The organism is Thalassovita sp. ABM4_323, from assembly GCF_056158665.1.
This window is the reverse complement of the sequence record NZ_JBSWTS010000007.1, coordinates 3382889-3402138: the sequence shown is the minus strand read 5'-3', so window position 1 is coordinate 3402138 and position 19250 is coordinate 3382889. Positions and strand designations below refer to the sequence as shown.

The 19250-nt window shown below is 61.5% G+C and carries 22 protein-coding genes; 13 read left to right on the top strand and 9 right to left on the bottom strand.

Features of this window, described 5'->3' with window-relative positions:
* Positions 1-136 precede the first annotated feature (136 nt).
* Positions 137-700, top strand: coding sequence for a hypothetical protein (locus ACXADQ_RS19350; protein WP_475325220.1), 564 nt, complete (start codon positions 137-139; stop codon positions 698-700).
* 12 nt (positions 701-712) lie between these two features.
* Here ACXADQ_RS19350 and ACXADQ_RS19345 read toward each other — a convergent pair whose 3' ends face one another.
* The 7 genes from ACXADQ_RS19345 to ACXADQ_RS19315 all read right to left on the bottom strand — a co-directional run bounded on the left by ACXADQ_RS19345 (position 713) and on the right by ACXADQ_RS19315 (position 5997).
* Entirely contained in the window at positions 713-1138 is a 426-nt protein-coding gene (locus ACXADQ_RS19345; RefSeq protein ID WP_475325217.1) for a c-type cytochrome, read from the bottom strand.
* Between the two features lie 138 nt (positions 1139-1276).
* A complete protein-coding gene (locus ACXADQ_RS19340) occupies positions 1277-1816 on the bottom strand; it encodes a tetratricopeptide repeat protein (RefSeq protein ID WP_475325213.1) in 540 nt (179 codons plus the stop codon).
* 83 nt (positions 1817-1899) lie between these two features.
* Positions 1900-2688: an ABC transporter permease gene (locus ACXADQ_RS19335; RefSeq protein WP_475325210.1), complete on the bottom strand. Its 789-nt coding sequence runs from the start codon at positions 2686-2688 to the stop codon at positions 1900-1902.
* Entirely contained in the window at positions 2685-3404 is a 720-nt protein-coding gene (locus ACXADQ_RS19330) for an ABC transporter ATP-binding protein (protein ID WP_475325205.1), read from the bottom strand. The genes ACXADQ_RS19335 and ACXADQ_RS19330 overlap by 4 nt, the downstream gene beginning before the upstream one ends.
* Complete coding sequence (locus ACXADQ_RS19325) at positions 3401-3856, bottom strand: cupredoxin domain-containing protein (RefSeq protein WP_475325202.1); 456 nt, start codon at positions 3854-3856, stop codon at positions 3401-3403. The genes ACXADQ_RS19330 and ACXADQ_RS19325 overlap by 4 nt, the downstream gene beginning before the upstream one ends.
* A 24-nt stretch (positions 3857-3880) precedes the next feature.
* On the bottom strand, positions 3881-4834 hold the full coding sequence (locus tag ACXADQ_RS19320; RefSeq protein WP_475325199.1) for a YVTN family beta-propeller repeat protein: 954 nt from the start codon (positions 4832-4834) through the stop codon (positions 3881-3883).
* On the bottom strand, positions 4831-5997 hold the full coding sequence (locus tag ACXADQ_RS19315) for an ABC transporter substrate-binding protein (protein ID WP_475325197.1): 1167 nt from the start codon (positions 5995-5997) through the stop codon (positions 4831-4833). The genes ACXADQ_RS19320 and ACXADQ_RS19315 overlap by 4 nt, the downstream gene beginning before the upstream one ends.
* 162 nt (positions 5998-6159) lie before the next feature.
* Here ACXADQ_RS19315 and pedF point away from each other — a divergent pair, with 162 nt between their 5' ends.
* From pedF to ACXADQ_RS19280, 7 genes are all read left to right on the top strand, one after another.
* Positions 6160-6837 (top strand): cytochrome c-550 PedF, encoded by a 678-nt coding sequence (gene pedF / locus ACXADQ_RS19310; protein ID WP_475325194.1) that lies wholly within the window; start codon positions 6160-6162, stop codon positions 6835-6837.
* A gap of 17 nt (positions 6838-6854) precedes the next feature.
* On the top strand, positions 6855-7757 hold the full coding sequence (locus tag ACXADQ_RS19305) for a substrate-binding periplasmic protein (RefSeq protein WP_475325191.1): 903 nt from the start codon (positions 6855-6857) through the stop codon (positions 7755-7757).
* Between the two features lie 73 nt (positions 7758-7830).
* The gene (locus ACXADQ_RS19300) at positions 7831-8379 is read left to right on the top strand and encodes a CoxG family protein (RefSeq protein WP_475325189.1); all 549 of its coding nucleotides are present in this window, start codon (positions 7831-7833) and stop codon (positions 8377-8379) included.
* Between the two features lie 27 nt (positions 8380-8406).
* Positions 8407-8892 carry a (2Fe-2S)-binding protein gene (locus ACXADQ_RS19295; protein WP_475325186.1) on the top strand — a complete coding sequence of 162 codons (486 nt, stop codon included), beginning with the start codon at positions 8407-8409 and terminating at the stop codon, positions 8890-8892.
* Positions 8893-8919: 27 nt separating this feature from the next.
* Complete coding sequence (locus tag ACXADQ_RS19290; RefSeq protein ID WP_475321543.1) at positions 8920-11289, top strand: xanthine dehydrogenase family protein molybdopterin-binding subunit; 2370 nt, start codon at positions 8920-8922, stop codon at positions 11287-11289.
* 110 nt (positions 11290-11399) lie between these two features.
* Positions 11400-12182: an FAD binding domain-containing protein gene (locus tag ACXADQ_RS19285; protein WP_475321547.1), complete on the top strand. Its 783-nt coding sequence runs from the start codon at positions 11400-11402 to the stop codon at positions 12180-12182.
* A 204-nt stretch (positions 12183-12386) separates the two neighbouring features.
* Positions 12387-13181, top strand: a complete 795-nt coding sequence (locus ACXADQ_RS19280; protein WP_475325184.1) for a class I SAM-dependent methyltransferase — start codon at positions 12387-12389, stop codon at positions 13179-13181.
* A 109-nt stretch (positions 13182-13290) separates the two neighbouring features.
* Here the strand turns inward: ACXADQ_RS19280 and ACXADQ_RS19275 are convergent, their stop codons facing one another.
* Positions 13291-15333: a 4Fe-4S binding protein gene (locus ACXADQ_RS19275; RefSeq protein WP_475325182.1), complete on the bottom strand. Its 2043-nt coding sequence runs from the start codon at positions 15331-15333 to the stop codon at positions 13291-13293.
* A 208-nt stretch (positions 15334-15541) separates the two neighbouring features.
* Here ACXADQ_RS19275 and pqqA point away from each other — a divergent pair, with 208 nt between their 5' ends.
* From pqqA to pqqE, 5 genes are read left to right on the top strand one after another with little or no spacing between them, the layout of a single operon-like run.
* A complete protein-coding gene (gene pqqA, locus ACXADQ_RS19270; protein ID WP_475325180.1) occupies positions 15542-15652 on the top strand; it encodes a pyrroloquinoline quinone precursor peptide PqqA in 111 nt (36 codons plus the stop codon).
* Positions 15653-15679: 27 nt separating this feature from the next.
* The gene (gene pqqB / locus ACXADQ_RS19265; protein WP_475325176.1) at positions 15680-16567 is read left to right on the top strand and encodes a pyrroloquinoline quinone biosynthesis protein PqqB; all 888 of its coding nucleotides are present in this window, start codon (positions 15680-15682) and stop codon (positions 16565-16567) included.
* On the top strand, positions 16564-17307 hold the full coding sequence (pqqC, locus tag ACXADQ_RS19260; protein ID WP_475325174.1) for a pyrroloquinoline-quinone synthase PqqC: 744 nt from the start codon (positions 16564-16566) through the stop codon (positions 17305-17307). The genes pqqB and pqqC overlap by 4 nt, the downstream gene beginning before the upstream one ends.
* A complete protein-coding gene (pqqD, locus tag ACXADQ_RS19255; protein WP_475325171.1) occupies positions 17304-17591 on the top strand; it encodes a pyrroloquinoline quinone biosynthesis peptide chaperone PqqD in 288 nt (95 codons plus the stop codon). Before pqqC ends, pqqD begins: the two co-directional genes overlap by 4 nt.
* A complete protein-coding gene (gene pqqE / locus ACXADQ_RS19250) occupies positions 17588-18682 on the top strand; it encodes a pyrroloquinoline quinone biosynthesis protein PqqE (protein WP_475325169.1) in 1095 nt (364 codons plus the stop codon). The genes pqqD and pqqE overlap by 4 nt, the downstream gene beginning before the upstream one ends.
* Here the strand turns inward: pqqE and ACXADQ_RS19245 are convergent.
* Positions 18679-19086 carry a group III truncated hemoglobin gene (locus ACXADQ_RS19245; protein ID WP_475325164.1) on the bottom strand — a complete coding sequence of 136 codons (408 nt, stop codon included), beginning with the start codon at positions 19084-19086 and terminating at the stop codon, positions 18679-18681. The genes pqqE and ACXADQ_RS19245 overlap by 4 nt on opposite strands.
* Between the last annotated feature and the right edge of the window lie 164 nt (positions 19087-19250).

The following is a 19250-nucleotide window of genomic DNA, read 5'->3' as shown; positions in this document are numbered from 1 at the left end:
TGAAAAATCAAGCGCTCACCGGACGCAGACAGTATCAAACAGGCGCATTTTGGGCGGTATTGCACAATGGTCGTACGACCCTTGACGCATCGCCGGATGGGCCCACTATCTGAGCAGACAGGAGGAGGTTTTCACCATGAAAGCAACGTTTATGCCAACGGTTTTTGCGGCTCTGATTTCGGTCGGTTCGGCGCTGCCTCTGGCGGCAGGCGCCTTGGTCGGAGAAAAAGAAATTTACCTTTTATCCGAAGAGGATAGCCGCGTTCATGTCGGCTCGATCCTGTTCGAATCCGACGGAGATTCCAGCCGATATGACCTGCAATTCCAGACCGAAAAATTCGGGGATCACTTCCTGTCGATGCGGCCCTTCAAATGTCTGGAAGGCGCCCAGAAATACTGGTGCCACGTCCCGTATCCCTACGCCAATCGCAGACAGGTCAGCGCCGACGACCTGACTGATCTGGAATACGACCTCTTGTTCCTGTGGAAAGGCGCCACCGAGTACGGAATCAACATGTGGAATGGGGTCTATTACCAGTTGAATCTGGATGGCGAGAGGATCGTGGGAACGCTGCGGGAAATGGATATGGAGGTGCTGTCAGCACCCCCGGACAAGGGCAATTTTCGCCCGATTGATCCCGACGATCTGCACGAGGCTGACGCGGCAAGCCATTGGTTGCCGCGTCTGGTGATCGAGTAGTTCTGCGCCGGTTCAGTCAGCGATTTTCGCCGCGTCCCGGGTGGTGATGGTGCGCAGATAGGACAGGATGAATTCCTGTACGGTCTGATCTTTGATGCCGACATGGCGCATCTTGGTGCCGGGCATGAAGCCTTGGTTGTCCTCCATCCAGGCGCGCAGGGCGGCCTCGGTCCAGACAATGCCCGAGGCTTCGAGCGCGATGGAATAGTCATAGTCGGGATAGGTGCCAGCGGCGCGGCCGATCACGTTTTCCAAGGGTGGGCCATAGCTTTCGTGTTCGGTGTCCGAGGCATGGCAGCGGCGGCATTCCGCGGCATAAAGCTCTTCTCCGGCCTTGACTTTGACGGCCTCGAAAGTGGCGTCGCTGGCAAGGGCAGGCATCGGCAACAGGCACATGGCAAGCACGGACATCAGGCGGGCGGGGTGGGGAGTAGTCATCATATCCTCCAGGGTTTTGGATGGCCCGAGAATACGTCTGGTCAATGTCTGGATTTCTTGATAAAGATCAATAAAAGCAATTAGTTATATACGACTTTAGTCGTAGAAAAGGGCCGCTGCGGGCCCTTTTTTGCGCGATCAGAACAGCGGGGCGTATTTCCAGTTGTCCGCGTCTGGTGTGACCTCGTCCAGATCATAGCCTGCGCCCTGCAGGCGTTTGGCAATCTGCAAGCCTTCGGTCGCGGCCTGGTCCACGTATTGACGGCCCAGTGTTTCGTTCCTGGTCACGCCATGCCCGCGCATCAGATCCAGACCATAGTTGAACTTGCCCACCGGATCGCCCGCATCTGCGGCGCGTTTGTCCCAGTCAGCGGCGGAATCGGGGTTATACTCGGCGCCCAGGCCGTTGTTGTCCAACTGGCTCATCCAGGTCATCGCGCCGGTATAGCCCGCCTTGGCGCAGGCCTCGAACAGGCGACGGGCCAGCTCGTGTCGGCCGGATTTGGTGATGTAATAGCCCGTCGCGCAGGTGGGCATATCCAACGCACCTTCGTCCACGTTGCGCATGATCCGGCCAAAGCCCGTGTCCTGCGGGTTCAGGATGCCGCCGGGGTCATCGTCTTGGGCGGTGGCGGCGGTGCCCAGAACGAGGGCGGCAATCAGTACGGTGCGTTTCATATGTCATCCTCCTGGCGCCCAGTGTAGCGCAGGACAGCCATTCGCTTAAGGCTGTCGTGGTCGTAAGACTTTGGTCGTAGGGGTCAGGATTTGCGCCGCAGCATCCCGCGGGCCGGGTCATAGCCCCACAGCGCCAACGCGATCAGAATGACGCCCGCAAGGCAGGTCCATCCCAGCGCGGGCAGATTGATCTGTCCGTAAAGGGCAAAGCGGATCAGCTCGACCGCGTGGGTGAACGGGTTCACTGCGCAGATGTCGTGCAGCAGCTCGGAACTTTCGGCCATTTTCCACAACGGATACAGCGCCGAAGACAGGAAAAACATCGGGAAGATGACGAAATTCATCACCCCAGCGAAGTTTTCCAGCTGCGAAATGGTCGAGCTAAGCGCCAGCCCCAGCGCGCCTAGCATCACTCCGGCGATCAGCAGGGCCGGCAGGACCATTACGTACCCGACGGGTGGGAACGTGATGCCATAGATCGCGGCGATCCCAAGGAAGGTGTAGACCTGAAAACAGGAAATGACGGTCGAGGCAATCAGGCGGCACATCAGCAGCCACCAACGCGGCAGGGGGCTGGTCAGCAGCAGGCGCATGGACCCCATCTCGCGGTCATAGACGAGGCTCAGGCTGCTTTGCATCCCGTTGAACAGCACGATCATCCCGCACAGGCCGGGGACGATGTAGATGTCATAGGTGATGTAGGTTTCATAGGGCGGGGTGATCGACAGGCCCAGGGCGGCGCGGAACCCAGCGGCGAACACCACCAGCCAGACCAGCGGACGCACAAGCGCAGCGATGAACCGCCCGCGTTGGCGGGTAAAGCGCAAAGCCTCGCGGATTAGGATGGCGCGCAGGGCGATCAGCCAGCTCATGCCTTTGCCCCCGTCAGCGTCAGGAAATAGTCCGACAAGGGCGCGGTGCCGCGCAGCGCTCCGCAGTGACCGTCGGCCAGGATTTGCCCCTGATGCAACACGATCAGCCGGTCAGTGTCGCGTACCTCATCCGTCAGGTGGGTGGTCCACAGCACCGTCAGCCCTTGGTCCTGGGCCAGATCATGGACGTGGTCGGTGATGCTGCGCCGTGCCTCGGCGTCCAGACCCACGGTTGGTTCGTCCAGCAGCAGCACGCTGGGCGAATGGATCAAGGCGCGGGCGATTTCAGTGCGGCGGCGGTGGCCTCCGTTCAGATCGCGGGCGCGTTCATGGGCGCGCTCGGCCATGCTCAGACGCTCCAGCGCTGCGTCGATCCGGTTGCGCGCTTCGCGCCCGGACAGGCCATGCAAAGCCGCGAAATAGCTGAGGTTGCGATGAACGGTCAGGTCCAGATCCAGCGTGGTCTGCTGGAACACGACGCCGATTTCCGCCAGCGCTTTGCGGGGCGCACGGGCCAGATCGTGGCCCGCAACGCTGATCGTGCCGTCCGGGGTGGTGAACAGCCGGGTCAACAGGGACATGAGCGTGGATTTGCCCGCCCCGTTGGGCCCCAATAGCGCGCAGAACTCGCCCGGCTGGACGCTGAAACTGACCCCCTTCAATGCCAGTTTCGGCCCATATGCAAAGCGGATGTCCTGCGCGCTAAGTCCCGTCACTGAATGGTGATCTCCAGCCGTTGGGTTTCCCCGGTCGAGCCGGGCACCTTCAGGTAATAGCTGCCGGGTTTGATCGCGACAAAGCCGATCTCCATCTCGCCGGCCTCGTCGAATTCGACCGAATCGACACCCAAGGGGCGGATCTCCAGCCCTTCGACCACGATCTCATCCACCCAGATGGCGCGGAAGAATTCGGGGCCGGTCAGGGCCAGTTCCTGGCTGCCGTCGCCCTGGATTTCGAACTCGTAGTAGGTGCCAGATTTCAGCACCCAGGGCGCATCGGCCAAGGGCATCCCGGCGCTGAGCGTGATCGGAGGCAGGTCTTCTTTGTTCTTGGCCGACAGCAGCCCGGCCATGCCGAACTTCATGTCGTCATCATCATCGTCATCGGCCATCACGCCGGTGGGCAGGGCCAGGGCGGCCATCACGGCCACGATTGCAGTACAGCGCATCTTTTTACTCCTTGTTGAGGGTCGTTAGGGTCGCAGCGCCGCGCCCCAGGGGAAGCGGCCGACCTTGATGGTTTTGATGGGTTTGCGTTTGGCGACGTCGATCACGGTGACGTCCCCGGACACGCCGTTCGTGGTGAACAGCAGCGATTTGTCGGTGTTAAAGGCCATGTGCCAGACGCGACGACCGACCAGAATGTAATCCTCGACCTGATAGGTGTCGGCGTTCACCACGGCCACGTGGTTCGACGGCCCCAGCGCAACAAAGGCGGTTTTCTCGTCGCCCGTCAGCTCGAACCCCACGGGCTGCACGCGGTCGGGGTGCACGCCTTTGACGTTGAAATCAATCTTGGCTTTTTCCGCCTGCGTGGCCACGTCAAAGACACTGATAGTGCCGCCGATCTCGGCGCTAACCCACAGTTCCTGACCCTCTTTCACGAACTCGGCGTGGCGGGGGCGGGAATCGACCAGCGTATTCGCGAACAGCTGCTGCGTTTCCGTGTCGATCCAATGGGCCATGTTGGTGGTTTCCGAGGTGGTGATGGCGATTTTGCCATCGGGGCTGACGGCCATGCCCTCGGGTTCGATGCCCACGTCGATCTGGGCGATCACGCTGCGGGTTTCGGTGTCCACCACGGTGGTGATCGCGTCATCTTCGTTGGCGATATACAGGTGCCGGTCATTGGGGTGCAGCACGAACTGTTCAGGGTCCTCGCCCGAGGGCAGGTTGAACAGAATTTCGCCGGTGTCGGGGTCCATCACCTGCACCGTGTCGCTGTCCGAGGCACAGATATACAGCCGCGAATGATCCTTGGAAAAGGTCACCCCGCGCGGGCGTTCGCCGGTGGGGATGGTGCGGATCACTTCCAACGTGGCGACATCGATCACGCTGACCGTGTCGTCCTTTTCATTGGTGACCCAGATTTCCTCGGCCACAGCGGGGGTGCCTGCCAGCAGTATCGGCAATAGATAGCGTTTCATTTGAAGGCCTCGCATTTGCTTTCGGGCTGATCCAGCCCAAGGGTGTCCAGTTCGGAGCGTTGATGTAGAAATCCCTCCAGTGGGGCCTGAGCCACCATGGCGCCGCCGCTGACCAAGGGGATGGTCTGGCGCAGCTGGCCGTTCCATCCGCGATAGGACAGGGGGCGCCCCTTAAAGCCCGCCAGCTGAAATTTGTCGGACAGGATATAGGCGAACAGGGTGGCGGGATCGTCGGATTTGGTGCGCGTCGCGGCCTCGGAAATGCTGCGGATCGCGGCCCATGCGGCGTAATCCTCGGGGCGCATGTCACGGCCCGCTTGTTCGTGGAATCGGTTCTGCATCTGCGCCGCGCCCCACTGTTCAACCACGCGATCCCACGCTACCGGCACCAAGTTGACCGAGCCCGCAACGGGCCGGGGCCGCCAGGTGTTAAAGGGGATATACCGGCCGAAGTCGTTCAGCTCGTCCGCGACCAGCAGCAGGTCATAATCACCGAAATCCTGGGTGAACAGCGGCACCTCTTGCGCTGCGTTGCGGCGCATATCGGCGTCAAAGGCCCATGTCTTGCGCGCTTTGATCTTTAGCCCGAATTTGCGGGCACTGCGGTCCAGCGCGTCGGCAAAAGCCATGTCCGAGGGATGTTCGCCCGCAATCATTGCCAGTTTGGTCCAGCGTTTCTTGGTCACGAATTGCATCAGCGCATCGGCCCGCATCGCCTGACTGGGCAGGGTGTGCAGCAGGTTGGCGCGGCACCCCGTATCCCGCAGATCCGAGGCCGGATCACTGACGTTGAACAGGATAGCATCCTGCGCACCGGGCAGGTCGGCGATCTGCTGCATCTGGGCGCCGGGCATGTCCAGCAGGACCAGTTTGGACGCATCGAACGCGGTTTTCGCCGCCTCCAGAATATCGCCGTCAACCGGAACCGAGATCACCTCTAACGTATAGGAATGTCCCAGGAATTTTCCCGTGGTCATGCTGTCGGCGACCGCCAGGGTTGCGCCTTGAATACCCAGATCCGCGGGGATTGGGTCAAGATTGGACAGGACCGGTGGGCGATCCTGTTCGTGGCGCAAATACACCATGTCCAAAGCCAGCTCGGCACTGGCAGACAACACAGACACGGCCCATACGGCTGCGGATAAAAATAGCGGCTTTTTCATGTGTCCTCCCTGACGAGGACAAGGGTACTCAGACCCGGTTTGCGTCCACCATTAGACCAAAGTCGAGCTTTCCGCAGAGGTTAAACCAAGGTCGAATATCCACGTTGCCTCAATGCCGGGTATCCCTGCTGCAGATGCAAAAAAGAACGGGAGGATGACCCGATGAAAACCCTTAAGCTGACCACCCTTGGTCTGATCTTGTCGGCCTCGATGGCCCACGCCCATGGTGATGTGGCACCCCAGCCGATGAACACGGATGCTCTGCCGGATGTGGGCGAAGAGTGGCTGACCGAGAACCCCTATCGTTCGCAAGGCGATGAGGTCTGGACTGCGGCCGTCGAAATCGGCGACAGTGGCTATAACCAGAACTGCGCGCGCTGCCATGGTCTGGGCGCTGTGTCGGGTGGTCTGGCCCCCGATCTGCGCTATCTTGAGGCCGAAGAATACGGTGACGAGTGGTATGTCGAACGGTTCCAGACCGGCTATACCCAGAACGGGATCACTAAGATGCCGGCCTTTGGCGAGCTGCTGGGCCAGAAAGCGGCCTGGGCCATCCGCACCTATATCGAAACCCGCCCGGATGATGGCGAGGTCGAAGAATTCTCGGACCGTTTGAAAGCTATTCGTGACGAGCTGCAAGGCATGGGCGGGGGCGCTTCGGGCGATCGCGATGCATTGCTGGCCGAACTGCAAGGCATCGCCGAACAGATCGAAACCGGCTCGGGTGCGCCGCTGGCGGACAGCGTGGCCTATCGTGCGGCCAAGCTGATCGCGGGTGACAGCCCCGACTATCTGGCCGCTGCCGAGGCACTGACAATCGGACTTTCCGCAGCGCACTAAGCGGAAGAAAGGGGCACATGGTTAACCCACTCCTCTCCCTCGGGATCGGACTTTGTCTGACGCTGCTTGCCGGGACCCCATCTTGGGCAAGATGCGATGACTATGTGCCCCAACCAAAACCTCAGAATGCCTCGCGTGATATTGTGGGGCAGGACCTGGACACGATCCAGGAACGTGGCTTTATCACCTTTGCCGCTTACGAAGATTTCCCGCCCTGGTCCTACGAAGAGGGCGGTCAGATCAAAGGTGTTGACATTGAAATCGGCAAGGTGATCGCAGCCGAACTGGGCGTGAAAGCCAAGTTCAAGCTGGTCGCCGCAGGGGAAACTCTGGATGCGGATCTGCGCAACTGGCTGTGGAAAGGCCCGATCGTGGGCGGGTCCGTGGTCAATGTGCTGCTGCATGTCCCCTATGACAGCGAATTTGCCTGCCGGGTGGAACAGATTGTGTTCACCGGCCAATACCATGTCGAAGAGATCGCGATTGCCTACCGCAAAGAGGCCTATCCCGACGATCTGCCGATCCCGGCCTATTTCCGGTTTGACAGTGTCGCGGTGGAAAACGATTCAATTTCAGACTTCTACCTGTCCGCCTTTCCGGGGGGGCAGCTAAGTCGCCATGTCCAACGATATGTCTCGACCGAGCAGGCAATGGCGGCGCTGGCACGCGGGGACAGCAAGGCCGCGATGGGCACGCTGGCGCGCCTGGAATTTGGCCTGACGCCTGATCTTGGCGTGCATACACCCCCGTTGCCGGGATTTGCCAAGGGCAAATGGACCGTGGGGGTTGGCGTACATTTTGCTTACAGACCGCTGGCTTATGCCGTGGATGATGCGATCTATGCGGCCACTCAGGATGGTCGGATCGCTCAGATATTCTCAGACTTTGGTCTGACTTTCACCCCTCCGGAGCTACGCTGAACTACGCCTTTGGTCGAATAGCGCCGGAACTCAATCCGCTGCCCAATAGGCAGGACGACGATGGAGACCCGCTATGGAACTTAAGGACACAAGAGAAATCGCCGCCCCGCGCGCCGAGGTATGGAACGCGTTGCTATCAGCCGAGGTGCTGAAAGAATGCGTCCCGGGCTGTCAGGAAATGACCGGCTCGGCGAGCGAAGGCTTCGAAGCCACGGTGGTGCAAAAGGTCGGCCCGGTGAAGGCGACCTTCAAAGGGGCCGTGACCCTATCGGATATTGTTGAAGGCCAAAGCCTGACCCTGTCCGGCGAGGGCAAGGGCGGGGCTGCGGGCTTTGCCAAGGGTGGCGCTCAGGTGACGCTGGCCGACAATGGCGCCGGAACCACGCTGACCTATGATGTGACAGCCAAGGTCGGCGGCAAGCTGGCACAACTGGGCAGCCGCATCATTGACAGCTTTGCCAAGAAAATGGCCGACCAGTTTTTCGAACGTTTTCAGACCGCTGTCGAGGGCGACGCCCCCGAAGAAACCACCCCTGTCGAAGCGGTGGCCGAGGCGGCAGTCGAAACAGCACAAGAAGCCGCCCCCAAAAAGGGTTTTTTGAAGCGCCTGTTCGGCGGCTGAGACCAAATTGCATCAGGGAGGATTGCGATGACAAGTATAACAATGACAGTGAACGGCGTGTCTAAGACAGGGAATGTTGAGGGTCGTACGTTGTTGGTTGATTTTTTGCGCGAGGGTTTGGGGCTGACGGGGACGCATGTTGGGTGTGACACGTCTCAGTGCGGGGCCTGTGTTGTGCATGTGGATGGCGTTGCGGTGAAGTCCTGCACGATGTTGGCGGCCGAGGCGGATGGCTCGGATGTGCAGACGATCGAGGGTCAGGCGGCGCCGGACGGGACACTGAACGCAATTCAGCAGGCCTTTCAGGATCATCACGGGCTGCAATGTGGGTTCTGCACGCCGGGCATGGTGATGTCTGCGGCGGCGCTTTTGAAGGCGAACCCGCAGCCGAGCGAGGCCGAGATCCGCGACTACCTGGAGGGCAATATCTGCCGCTGCACCGGGTATCACAACATCGTCAAGGCGATCATGGCGGCGTCCGGTCAGGACGTGGGCGCCGTGGCGGCTGAATAACGCACAGAATTCTAGGGAGGAATTGACATGCCCAAAGATGGAGGCATCGGCGACAGCACGAAGCGCCGCGAGGATATCCGGTTTCTGACCGGAGCCGGAAACTACACCGACGACATCAACATCAACGGCCAGACGCACGCGTATTTCCTGCGTTCCGAAGTGGCCCATGGCAAGATCACGCAGCTGGACACCAGCGCCGCTGCCGGCATGGAGGGCGTGGTCAAGATCTTTACCGCGGCTGACTTTGAGGCGGCGGGGGGCATTCCCTGCGGCTGGCAGGTGACGGACCGGTTTGGCGAGCCCATGCAAGAGCCCAAGCACCCGATCCTGGCCGAGGGCAAGGTGCGCCATGTGGGCGATCCGATTGCCGTGGTGGTGGCCGAAACCGCCGAGCAGGCGCGCGATGCGGCCGAGGCGATCGAGCTGGACATCGAAGAGCTGGAGCCGGTGCTGGACATGAAGGCCGCGCTGGCCGATGGCGCCACAAAGGTGCATGACGATCTGACGTCAAACCTCTGTTATGACTGGGGTTTTGTCGAAGAAAACCGCGAGGCTGTGGACGAGGCGATCAAGACCGCCGCCCATGTCACCACGCTGGAGCTGGTCAACAACCGCCTGGTGCCCAACCCGATGGAGCCGCGCGTGGCCGTGGGCGATTATTCCCGCGCCAATGACGAATACACGCTCTATACCACCAGCCAGAACCCGCATGTGATCCGGCTGCTGATGGGCGCGTTTGTGCTGGCCATTCCGGAACATAAGCTGCGCGTCGTGGCCCCCGATGTGGGCGGCGGATTTGGCTCGAAGATCTATCACTATGCCGAAGAGGCCTTCGTGACCTATGCGTCCAAAGTGGTGAACCGGCCGGTGAAATGGACCTGTAGCCGGTCCGAGGCGTTCATCTCGGACGCACATGGGCGTGACCACGTGACCAAGATCGAACTGGCGATGGACGAGAACCACAAGTTCACCGCCGTGCGCACGGATACTTACGCCAATATGGGCGCCTATCTGAGCACCTTTGCGCCGTCCATTCCCACCTGGCTGCATGGCACGCTGATGGCGGGCAATTACACCACGCCGCTGATCTATGTGAATGTGAAGGCGGTGTTTACCAACACGGTGCCGGTGGATGCCTATCGCGGGGCCGGGCGCCCCGAGGCGACCTTCCAGCTGGAACGGGTGATCGACAAGGCCGCGCGCGAGATCGGGATGGACCCGGCCGAGCTGCGGCGTCTGAACTTTATCAAGCCTGACCAGTTCCCCTATGACACGCCCGTGGCGGTGACCTATGACACCGGCAATTACCACGCGACGCTGGATAAGGCGCTGGAGATGACCGACTACGCGAATTTTGAGGCGCGGGCGGCCGAAAGCAAGGCGCGCGGCAAGCTGCGCGGGTACGGCCTGGCGCACTTCATCGAGGCCTGCGGCATCGCGCCGTCGAACTTGGTCGGTCAGCTGGGCGCGCGGGCGGGCCTGTATGAATCCGCCACCGTGCGGGTGAATGCGACCGGCTCGATCAGCGTCTTTACCGGGTCCCACAGCCACGGCCAGGGGCACGAGACCACCTTTGCGCAGGTCGTGTCGGAAATGATCGGCATCGATGTCAGCCAGATCGACATCGTGCATGGCGATACCTCGAAAACGCCGATGGGTATGGGGACTTATGGGTCCCGTTCCATCGCGGTGGGCGGGTCTGCCATGGTGCGCGCGACCGAGAAGATCATCAACAAGGCCAAGACCATCGCGGCGCATCTGCTGGAGGCATCCGAGGCCGATATCGAGCTGAAGGACGGCCAGTTCAGCGTGGCGGGCACGGATAAATCCGTGGCCTGGGGCGATGTGACCCTGGCGGCTTACGTGCCGCATAACTACCCGCTGGAGAACCTGGAACCGGGGCTGGAGGAGACCGCGTTTTATGATCCGGCCAACTTCACCTATCCCTCGGGCGCCTATGTCTGCGAGGTCGAGGTGGACCCCGACACCGGCAAGGTGGACATCCTGGGCTTCACCGCGGCGGATGACTTTGGCAATGTGATCAACCCGATGATCGTGGCGGGGCAAGTGCATGGCGGTGTCGCACAAGGCATCGGCCAGGCCATGCTGGAAAACACCGTTTATGATGAAAACGGCCAGCTGCTGACCGGCTCCTTCATGGATTACGCCATGCCGCGGGCCTCGGATGTGCCGTTCTATGACGTGGATCATTCCTGTCAGACGCCCTGCACGCACAACCCGCTGGGGGTGAAAGGCTGCGGCGAGGCCGGGGCGATTGGCAGCCCGCCAGCGGTGGTGAACGCGGTGATCGATGCGCTGCAGCGCGGCGGGTATAACGTGGATCACATCGATATGCCGGTCAGCCCCGCGCGGGTCTGGGAGGCGATGCAGGGCTGAGGCTCCTTCCCTGGCGGCGTGGCGCGGGCCGCGCGGCCGGGACATGAGTATTTATGGAACAAAGAAGCGGAATGGGGCGGTGCCCCGGACGCTTTGGGAGGAGAAACGAGATGTATAATTTTGACTATGTGGCGCCTGGTTCGGTGGCCGAGGCCGTGGAGGCCCTGAAATCCGAGGATGCCCAGCCCCTGGGCGGCGGGCAGACCTTGTTGCCGACGATGAAGCAGCGCCTGGCGATGCCGTCGGCCTTGGTGAGCCTGTCGGGCATTGCCGAGATGCAGGGGGTGAGCGCGGCTGGCGGCGCCCTGACCGTGGGGGGCGCGACCACCCATGCCGCCGTGGCCGCAGGTGCCGGGGCGTATCCCGCGCTGGCGGCGCTTGCGGGCGGGATCGGCGATCCGGCGGTGCGCAATCGCGGCACGATCGGGGGCTCGGTGGCCAATAACGATCCGGCGGCCTGTTATCCGTCGGCGGTTCTGGCCTCGGGCGCAACGGTGGTGACATCCGCGCGCGAGATTGCGGCCGATGATTTTTTTGACGGCATGTTTGGCACGGCACTGGAGGAGGGCGAGATCATCACCGCCGTGCGCTTCCCGATCCCTGAGGCGGCGAGCTATCAGAAGTTCGAGCAACCCGCCTCGCGTTTTGCGCTGTGCGGGGTGTTCGTGGCGCGTTTTGGCGATGGCGTGCGCGTGGCGGTGACCGGCGCGGGCAATGACGGGGTGTTCCGCTGGTCCGAGGCCGAAGCGGCGCTCTCGGCCAGCTTCTCGGCCGAGGCCCTCGAAGGGCTGTCGCTGTCGGGCGACGACATGATCACCGACATGCACGGCACCGGCGCCTACCGCGCCCACCTGGCCAAAGTCCTCACCAAACGCGCCGTCAACGCCTGCTGACACACCCAAAACAAAACAAACAAAAGGCCCCCAATATCAGGGGGCCTTTTTTAGGTCGCAGATCCATTTGAAGCTTGAACAAGAGCCCTAAACTCGGGGTCAGGTCTTGAACCTGTCTGAAGAGGCGCAGATGTGGTATTGTTTTGGCGAGCCAAGACCACGCGAGGCTTTCTGAGACAAGCAACCTGAAGAGGAGACAGGGCGGTGTCGGACCACAGACCCCCAAAATTTTTCGACGGTGGCGGCTATGAAAAGATGATGGGGCGATGGAGCCGCGTTGCGGGCGCGCGCTTCATGGAATTTTTGCAACCAGATCATGGGGCAACATGGCTGGACGTCGGCTGTGGAAATGGCGCGTTTTCGGCGTTGTTGTTCGAGCAGGTCGGGGCCTTTCAGGTCTATGGAATCGATCCTTCCGAGGGGCTGCTTGAAACGGCGAACACCCGCCTTCGGGACTACAACGCTGTTTTGACAAATGGCGATGCCCAGTCATTGCCCTTTGAAGACAACCAATTCGACGCGAGTGTCATGGCGCTTGTCATCAATTTCATCCCCGATCCGGCAAAGGCCGTCGCCGAGATGGTGCGGGTGACCAAGCCTGGGGGCTCTGTGTCCAGTTATATCTGGGACATCAAAGGGGGCGGGTTCACCATGGAACCCATTCGAGCCGCCCTGAGGTCGTTCGGTGTGGACGCTCCTGTGACTGGCCCAGAAAAGGCGACCCGTGCGTATATGGAGGACCTTTGGCGAACCCTTGGTCTAAGGGATATTGAAAGCACCCGCATAGATGTTCCGTTGATCTATGAAAATTTTGACGACTTCTGGAACTCGAACACAGGCATTCCGAATTCGGTCGCCAACGCCGTAAAGACACTGGCGGACAGTGATGTGATCAAGTTGAAGAAGCGTTTGGAAGAAAGCCTTGCTTCGCCTGACTCCGGCGCGATTTCTTACCTGGCGGCGGTCAACGCCGTGAAGGGCCGGGTGGCAGACAAATGAGGTCCTTGGCGCGATAGGTGTATGAACCGCTTGGTCCGTCCCGTCGGGTGAATGGAGACCCGCGACCGTAGTTGAGCCCCATCAGCTTTGTCCCGCAAACTGGGCCATCCTATTGGGACAGGACCGCCCGGTCCTTTTCAGCCCGTTTCGCGGCGATGATCAGGGGGACGCAGCGGGTGCTGTCATCGTGGATCGAGACACAGTCAAGGCATTGGAAGCATTCAGAATACTGGATGTCGCCTTTGGGAGTGATGGCCTGGTATTGGCATTTGACGCGGCATAGCTGGCAAGGGGAGCCGCACTCGGTCCGGCGGGCGATCCAGTCACGCCCGCGGATCAGGCCTCCGATCGCCATCACGGCGCCCAGCGGGCAGACATAGCGGCAGAAGCCCTTGAACAGGACCGTTGCCGACAGCAGCCATAAGGCCGCATAGGCCACATAGTACCATTCACGGATGAAATAGGTGGTGATGGCGGTTTTGAAGGGCTCGACCTCGGCCGCTTTGTCGATCTGATCGGGCACAAAGAACGTGACGCCCAGCAGCCCGGCCAGCACCAGGTATTTCACCTGTTTCAGTGCCGTATCCCAGCGTTTGGACAGGCGAAATTGGGGCAGGCGCAGCAGGCGGCCCAGATGGTGGGCGAATTCCTGTAGCGCGCCAAACGGACACAGCCAGCCGCAAAACAAGCCGCGCCCCCACAGGACAAAACCCAGGATCGCCGCCGCCCAGACCAGCAACGAGAACGGATCATACAGAAGGAAGGTGAAACTGCCGCCCTCGAGCGCGGTGCGCAGGGTGCCCAGAACGGTCACGATGGACAGCTGGCCTTGCCCCCACCAGCCGACAAATCCCGCCACGACCGCCAGAAGACCCAGGCGAAGCGGGGTCAGCATCTTGCGCCCTGCGATCTGGCTTTGGCGCAGCAACAGCGCGGCAGTTAGCCCGATCAGGAAGACCCCCAGAATGATCAAATCGGTCTGGCGATTGCGCAGCGCCTCGAGCCACGGCGGGGCGGGCTTGGGCACGACGGGACGGGTATAGAAACGCTCGGGCGCTGTGTGCTCGACCACGATGGTTTGGGTGCCGATCTCGGGGCGGAACATGCCATGTTCGCGGGTGGCGCTGACGTGCAGCTCCCATTTACTGGCCGGGTCAAACCCCAGCCGCCGATCCGTGCGCAGGATCAGGGCGGTGCCGTCGGGCACGCCGGGGGCCAGATCAATGAACAGGTCGGAATCCCGCAGCGCGACCGGCAATCCGTTCTGCGAAGCGCTGAGCAGATCTGGCGCGGTGTTGCGCACGAAATCCGGGCCCACCAGGCCATGACGCGCGGTCTCGATCACCAGGATCGGTTCGTCATTGGACGAGATCGACAGGAAATGCTCCAGCTCGGCCAGTCCCGACGGGCTGAGCACCGCCCGGGCCACAGATTGCGGGCCGATATCCACCAGCCACAGGTCCAGATAGGGCTCGTCGGGATAATCCCGCGCCTCGGGGTCGTCATCCTCCCACAGGGTGTCGCGGAACAGAGCGTCGATCTGGCCATTGGTGACGACTTTGTGGGTGGCGATGCCCTGGGCGATCAGATCCTCCCATGTCAAAGCCTCGTTCACGGTCGGATCTGGATGCGCCGGTGGCCCCGAGGCCAGTCCCTGCATTTTTTCACGCGCCACCGCCAATGCCGCGCCCATGATGGATTCATGCGCGATACGCACGCTGGCCGTGGCCTTGGTGACCCCGTCCAGATAGACCAATGCCCCGCCGCCCGCGCTGTCCCCATACGGCGTGCCCACCACGATGGACGAGGCGATGGACAAGCCGCGGTATTGCTCCAGAAACTTGTGAAACGGCGCGTCCCCAAGCCCGGAAACAAAGATCGGTTCGTTATGTTCGATCATGCGCACATCCAGAAACGTGCCCTCCAGATCAAGAACCACCAGCATGTTGATGATCGCCCCAGAAAAACCGGGCAAGGGTGCTAAGGGGCCGGTTTCAAACACATATCCGGCCTCGGCCCCGCCCGAGTTCAGCAGGCTATACACCCCTTTGTCATTCAGGGGCGCGCCCAGCGAAAACGGGGGTACGATCATTTCGGCCATCTGTTCGGGCGCCAAAGGGTCGGCCCCGCCCGGACGAGGCATGGCCAGCATTAACAGGCCTACGAATAGGGTTAGGATCAAAGCGCGCATGGCCCGAGGCTAGGAACACGCCCTTCAGGGCGATATTCGACATTGGTCGAAGAGCACATTCAGCGCACGTCAAGGGGCAAGGGGTCTTACGACCATTGTATAGTTTCGGCTCTAGTGGGTGCCGACTAGTCTGAAAAGGCAACGAACCCGCCAGCGGAGGAGAATTGAAATGGCCTGGACTGCACCCAAGATCAAAGAAGTGAACTGCGGCATGGAAATCAACATGTACGCCCCGTCCGAAGACGAAGGCGGCCGCGGCCACGAGCCCGACCTGTTCTAAGTACCCAACCGGAAAGCGGGGCCTGTCATGAAGTTCTTGGTATTGGGCGCCGCAGCCGGTGGAGGGCTGCCGCAGTGGAATTGCGGCTGTGCGAATTGCAATGACGCCAGGGCCGGGCGTATTCCGGCCTCGGGTCAATCATCGCTGGCGGTTTCCGTGGACGGGCAGGTGTGGGCTGTGTTGAACGCCTCGCCCGATGTCCGCCAGCAGATGCAAACGAGCCCACGGATGCATCCCCGTACCCTGCGGGATACGCCCGTGGGCTCGGTTTTGCTGACGAATGGTGACATTGATCACATCGCGGGGCTGTTGTCGCTGCGTGAACAGACGCCCTTTGCCCTGTTCGCCACCGGCGAAATTCATAAAGTTCTGGCCGACAATGCGATTTTCGATGCGGTGAACCGGGATGTCGTACCGCGCGAAACAATTGCCTTGGATGAACCGTTCCAGATTTTGCCGGGGCTGAGCGCGACCTTGTTTGCCGTGCCGGGCAAGGTGCCGCTGTTCATGGAGGGCGAGCAGGTCCAAACCGATCTGGAGGGCGAGCAAACCGTTGGCGTGCGCCTGCAGGACGGCCGCAAAACCGCCTATTACATTCCCGGCTGTGCGACCGTGACGGACAAATTGCTGCGCCAGATCGCGGATGCAGATCAGCTGTTCTTTGACGGCACGCTTTGGGATGATGACGAGATGATCCGCACCGGCACCGGTGTCAAAACCGGGCGCCGCATGGGGCATATTCCGATCAGCGGGCCTGATGGCTCGATCGCGCGACTAGAGGGGGTGAAGGCCGCTAAGACCTTCATCCATATCAACAATACCAATCCGATCTGGCAACCGGACAGCCCTCAGCGGGCGTTTGTCACCGGGAACGGCTGGCAGATCGCGGCAGACGGACAGGAGACCGAGATATGAGCCGCGAGAGCCTGGAAAAACGCCTGCGCGCCATTGGCGCCGAACGCTACCACGACAAACATCCGTTCCATCACCGGCTGCACAATGGCGAATGCACCCCAGACGAGGTGCGCGCCTGGGTGATCAACCGCTGGGCTTATCAGGCGGCGATCCCGATGAAGGACGCGGCCTTCATGTCCCGTGTCTATGACCCTGCGGTGCGGCGCGAATGGCGATCACGGATCGAGGACCATGATGGTGGCATCACCGAAGGCGGCGGCATCCGACGCTGGCTGAAACTGGCGCAGGCCGTGGGGTTGGACCCGGAATATGTGGCCTCTGGTCAGGGCGTGCTGCCAGCCACGCAATTCGCCGTGGACGCCTATATTCGCTATGTCCGGGATATGCCGCTGTTGCAGGCGGTTGCGTCCTCGCTGACCGAGCTGTTCGCCCCGAAAATCCATGAACGCCGGATCGAGGGCCTGTTGGAGCACTATGACTTTGCCAACACGGATTTGCTGTCCTATTTCCGCAAACGCCTGACCGAAGCGCCCAAGGACGTCGCCTATGGTCTGGATTGGGTGCTGACCCACGCCGACACGCCAGAAAAAGAGGACATGGCCTGCGAGGCGCTGATTTTCAAAACCAACGTGTTGTGGGCGCAGCTGGATGCGCTGTGGGGCGCCTATGTCGAACCGGGTCGCATCCCTCCGGGCGCGTGGCAGCCGGGCGAGGGCATGGCCAGGGACCTGGCCGCATGAACCTGAAGATCGCCCCGCATGAACGCCCGTATCTGCCGCGCGGTGTGCGGTTGGCGCGGGACCGCGTGCGCGATCAAACGGTGCTGCTGGCCCCGGAAAAGGCGGTCGCGCTGGACATGATCGGCGAGGCCATCCTTAGCCGCGTGACCGGCGAGGCCAGCCTGGACGAGATCATCAACGATCTGGCCGCCACGTTTCAGGCTCCGCGCGACCAGATCGCCGAGGATGTGCAACGCTTCCTGCAGGCCCTGCGCGCGCGGGTTTTCCTTGGGGTGCACCCATGACCACGCCGCCCCCCATCGCCATGCTGGCCGAGCTGACGCATCGCTGCCCTCTGGCCTGTCCGTATTGCTCCAACCCCAAGGAATTGCTGACAAAAGAGTCCGAGCTGGACACCGAAACCTGGGCCGATGCCTTCCGTCAGGCGGCGGATATGGGGGTGTTGCAGCTGCATTTGTCGGGGGGCGAGCCTGCCTCGCGCCCCGATCTGGTGGAACTGACGCAGGCGGCGCATCTGGCGGGGCTATACACGAACCTGATCACCAGCGGCATCGGGCTGACCCCGAAACGGCTGGATGCGCTCGAGGCCGCAGGGCTGGACCACGTGCAGCTGTCGATGCAGGGCACCACGGCCGAACTGGCCGATTGGATCGGTGGCTACAAGGGCGGGTTTGATCGCAAACTAAAGGTGGCCGAGGAACTGAAACAGCGCGGCATTCCCCTGACGCTGAACGCGGTGATGCATCGCCACAACCTGGATGATCTGGACCGCACCATCGAGATGGCCGTTGATCTGGGCGCAAGACGGCTGGAGGTCGCCTGCGTGCAATTCCACGGCTGGGCGACAGAAAATCGGGGCATGTTGCTGCCCACGCGCGAACAGACCGAGGCCACGAAACAAAAAGTCGCCGAGGCCGCGCAGCGGTTACAGGGCGTGCTGGCCTTTGATTTCGTGCCGCCCGATTACTATGCTGACTACCCCAAGGCCTGCATGGGCGGGTGGGGCAGCGCGGGGCTCAATATCGCGCCCGACGGCAGCGTTTTGCCTTGCCACGCGGCCCAGATGATCCCGCTTCTGGAGTTTGACAATGTCGCCGACCGCCCACTGGAGGACATTTGGTATAACAGCCCGGCCTTCAACGCCTATCGCGGCGACGCATGGATGCCGGATACCTGCAAATCCTGTGATCGCAAAGAGATCGACTTTGGCGGATGCCGGTGTCAGGCGCTGATGATCGCCGGGGACGCCAGTGCAGTTGACCCGGTGTGCGGGAAATCCCCGGATCATGGCCGGGTTCAGGAATTGCTAAAGGCCGCGATGCAGGGCGATCAGACCGAGTTCACCTATCGTCGTTTGGCCGCACGCACAGGTTAGAACAGGCGCGGCACGCCGTCCGCGCCGTGTACCTTTTCGACAACCCCGGCGCGCAGGGACCGGCCGATCCGATGCGCCAGCGCCGACCAGGCCTGCGCCTGATCGGGGCGCAGCTCCAGTCGCAGCACCAGGTCGAACAGACCCAGCCAGGGCTCGAACATCCCGGGGCGCACATTGCCGGCGTTTTGATGGACGGTCAGCGGGTTCCCGTCATAGTCCCGCTCGTTCAGAATCGCATTGGCCCAGAAGCGGATGATCTTCTCTTCGTGGCTGTCCCAATCGGTGACATGCGCGGCGAACACCGGCCCCAGGCCGGGATGCTGGCGCACCATCTCGTAAAACGCATGGACAACGCGGGCGATTTCCTCGCGGGTGATGTCGAATTTGGCAAGGTTTGCGGTCAAATCTCTCTCCGGCCAGTGTGTCCCATCTGCTTAGGGGCGCCGCCGACAGCCTACCAGATGCCAAAGCGCCGCGCATTCCCCTATGGACGCCTCTGTGCTGCGCGCCTATAACGCGGCCTATGATGCATCTGAACGCGATCATTATTCGAATTATTTGCCCGGCG

Bases quoted from the DNA above. Each gene is read 5' to 3' on its own strand.
- pqqE (WP_475325169.1), top strand. From the start codon at position 17,588: ATGACCACGCCGCCCCCCATCGCCATGCTGGCCGAGCTGACGCATCGC.
- pqqA (WP_475325180.1), top strand. From the start codon at position 15,542: ATGGCCTGGACTGCACCCAAGATCAAAGAAGTGAACTGCGGCATGGAA.
- ACXADQ_RS19345 (WP_475325217.1), bottom strand. From the start codon at position 1,138: ATGACTACTCCCCACCCCGCCCGCCTGATGTCCGTGCTTGCCATGTGC.
- pqqD (WP_475325171.1), top strand. From the start codon at position 17,304: ATGAACCTGAAGATCGCCCCGCATGAACGCCCGTATCTGCCGCGCGGT.
- ACXADQ_RS19290 (WP_475321543.1), top strand. From the start codon at position 8,920: ATGCCCAAAGATGGAGGCATCGGCGACAGCACGAAGCGCCGCGAGGAT.
- pedF (WP_475325194.1), top strand. From the start codon at position 6,160: ATGAAAACCCTTAAGCTGACCACCCTTGGTCTGATCTTGTCGGCCTCG.
- ACXADQ_RS19335 (WP_475325210.1), bottom strand. From the start codon at position 2,688: ATGAGCTGGCTGATCGCCCTGCGCGCCATCCTAATCCGCGAGGCTTTG.
- ACXADQ_RS19295 (WP_475325186.1), top strand. From the start codon at position 8,407: ATGACAAGTATAACAATGACAGTGAACGGCGTGTCTAAGACAGGGAAT.
- ACXADQ_RS19315 (WP_475325197.1), bottom strand. From the start codon at position 5,997: ATGAAAAAGCCGCTATTTTTATCCGCAGCCGTATGGGCCGTGTCTGTG.
- ACXADQ_RS19340 (WP_475325213.1), bottom strand. From the start codon at position 1,816: ATGAAACGCACCGTACTGATTGCCGCCCTCGTTCTGGGCACCGCCGCC.
- ACXADQ_RS19350 (WP_475325220.1), top strand. From the start codon at position 137: ATGAAAGCAACGTTTATGCCAACGGTTTTTGCGGCTCTGATTTCGGTC.
- pqqC (WP_475325174.1), top strand. From the start codon at position 16,564: ATGAGCCGCGAGAGCCTGGAAAAACGCCTGCGCGCCATTGGCGCCGAA.
- ACXADQ_RS19320 (WP_475325199.1), bottom strand. From the start codon at position 4,834: ATGAAACGCTATCTATTGCCGATACTGCTGGCAGGCACCCCCGCTGTG.
- pqqB (WP_475325176.1), top strand. From the start codon at position 15,680: ATGAAGTTCTTGGTATTGGGCGCCGCAGCCGGTGGAGGGCTGCCGCAG.
- ACXADQ_RS19300 (WP_475325189.1), top strand. From the start codon at position 7,831: ATGGAACTTAAGGACACAAGAGAAATCGCCGCCCCGCGCGCCGAGGTA.
- ACXADQ_RS19285 (WP_475321547.1), top strand. From the start codon at position 11,400: ATGTATAATTTTGACTATGTGGCGCCTGGTTCGGTGGCCGAGGCCGTG.
- ACXADQ_RS19305 (WP_475325191.1), top strand. From the start codon at position 6,855: ATGGTTAACCCACTCCTCTCCCTCGGGATCGGACTTTGTCTGACGCTG.
- ACXADQ_RS19325 (WP_475325202.1), bottom strand. From the start codon at position 3,856: ATGCGCTGTACTGCAATCGTGGCCGTGATGGCCGCCCTGGCCCTGCCC.
- ACXADQ_RS19275 (WP_475325182.1), bottom strand. From the start codon at position 15,333: ATGCTGGCCATGCCTCGTCCGGGCGGGGCCGACCCTTTGGCGCCCGAA.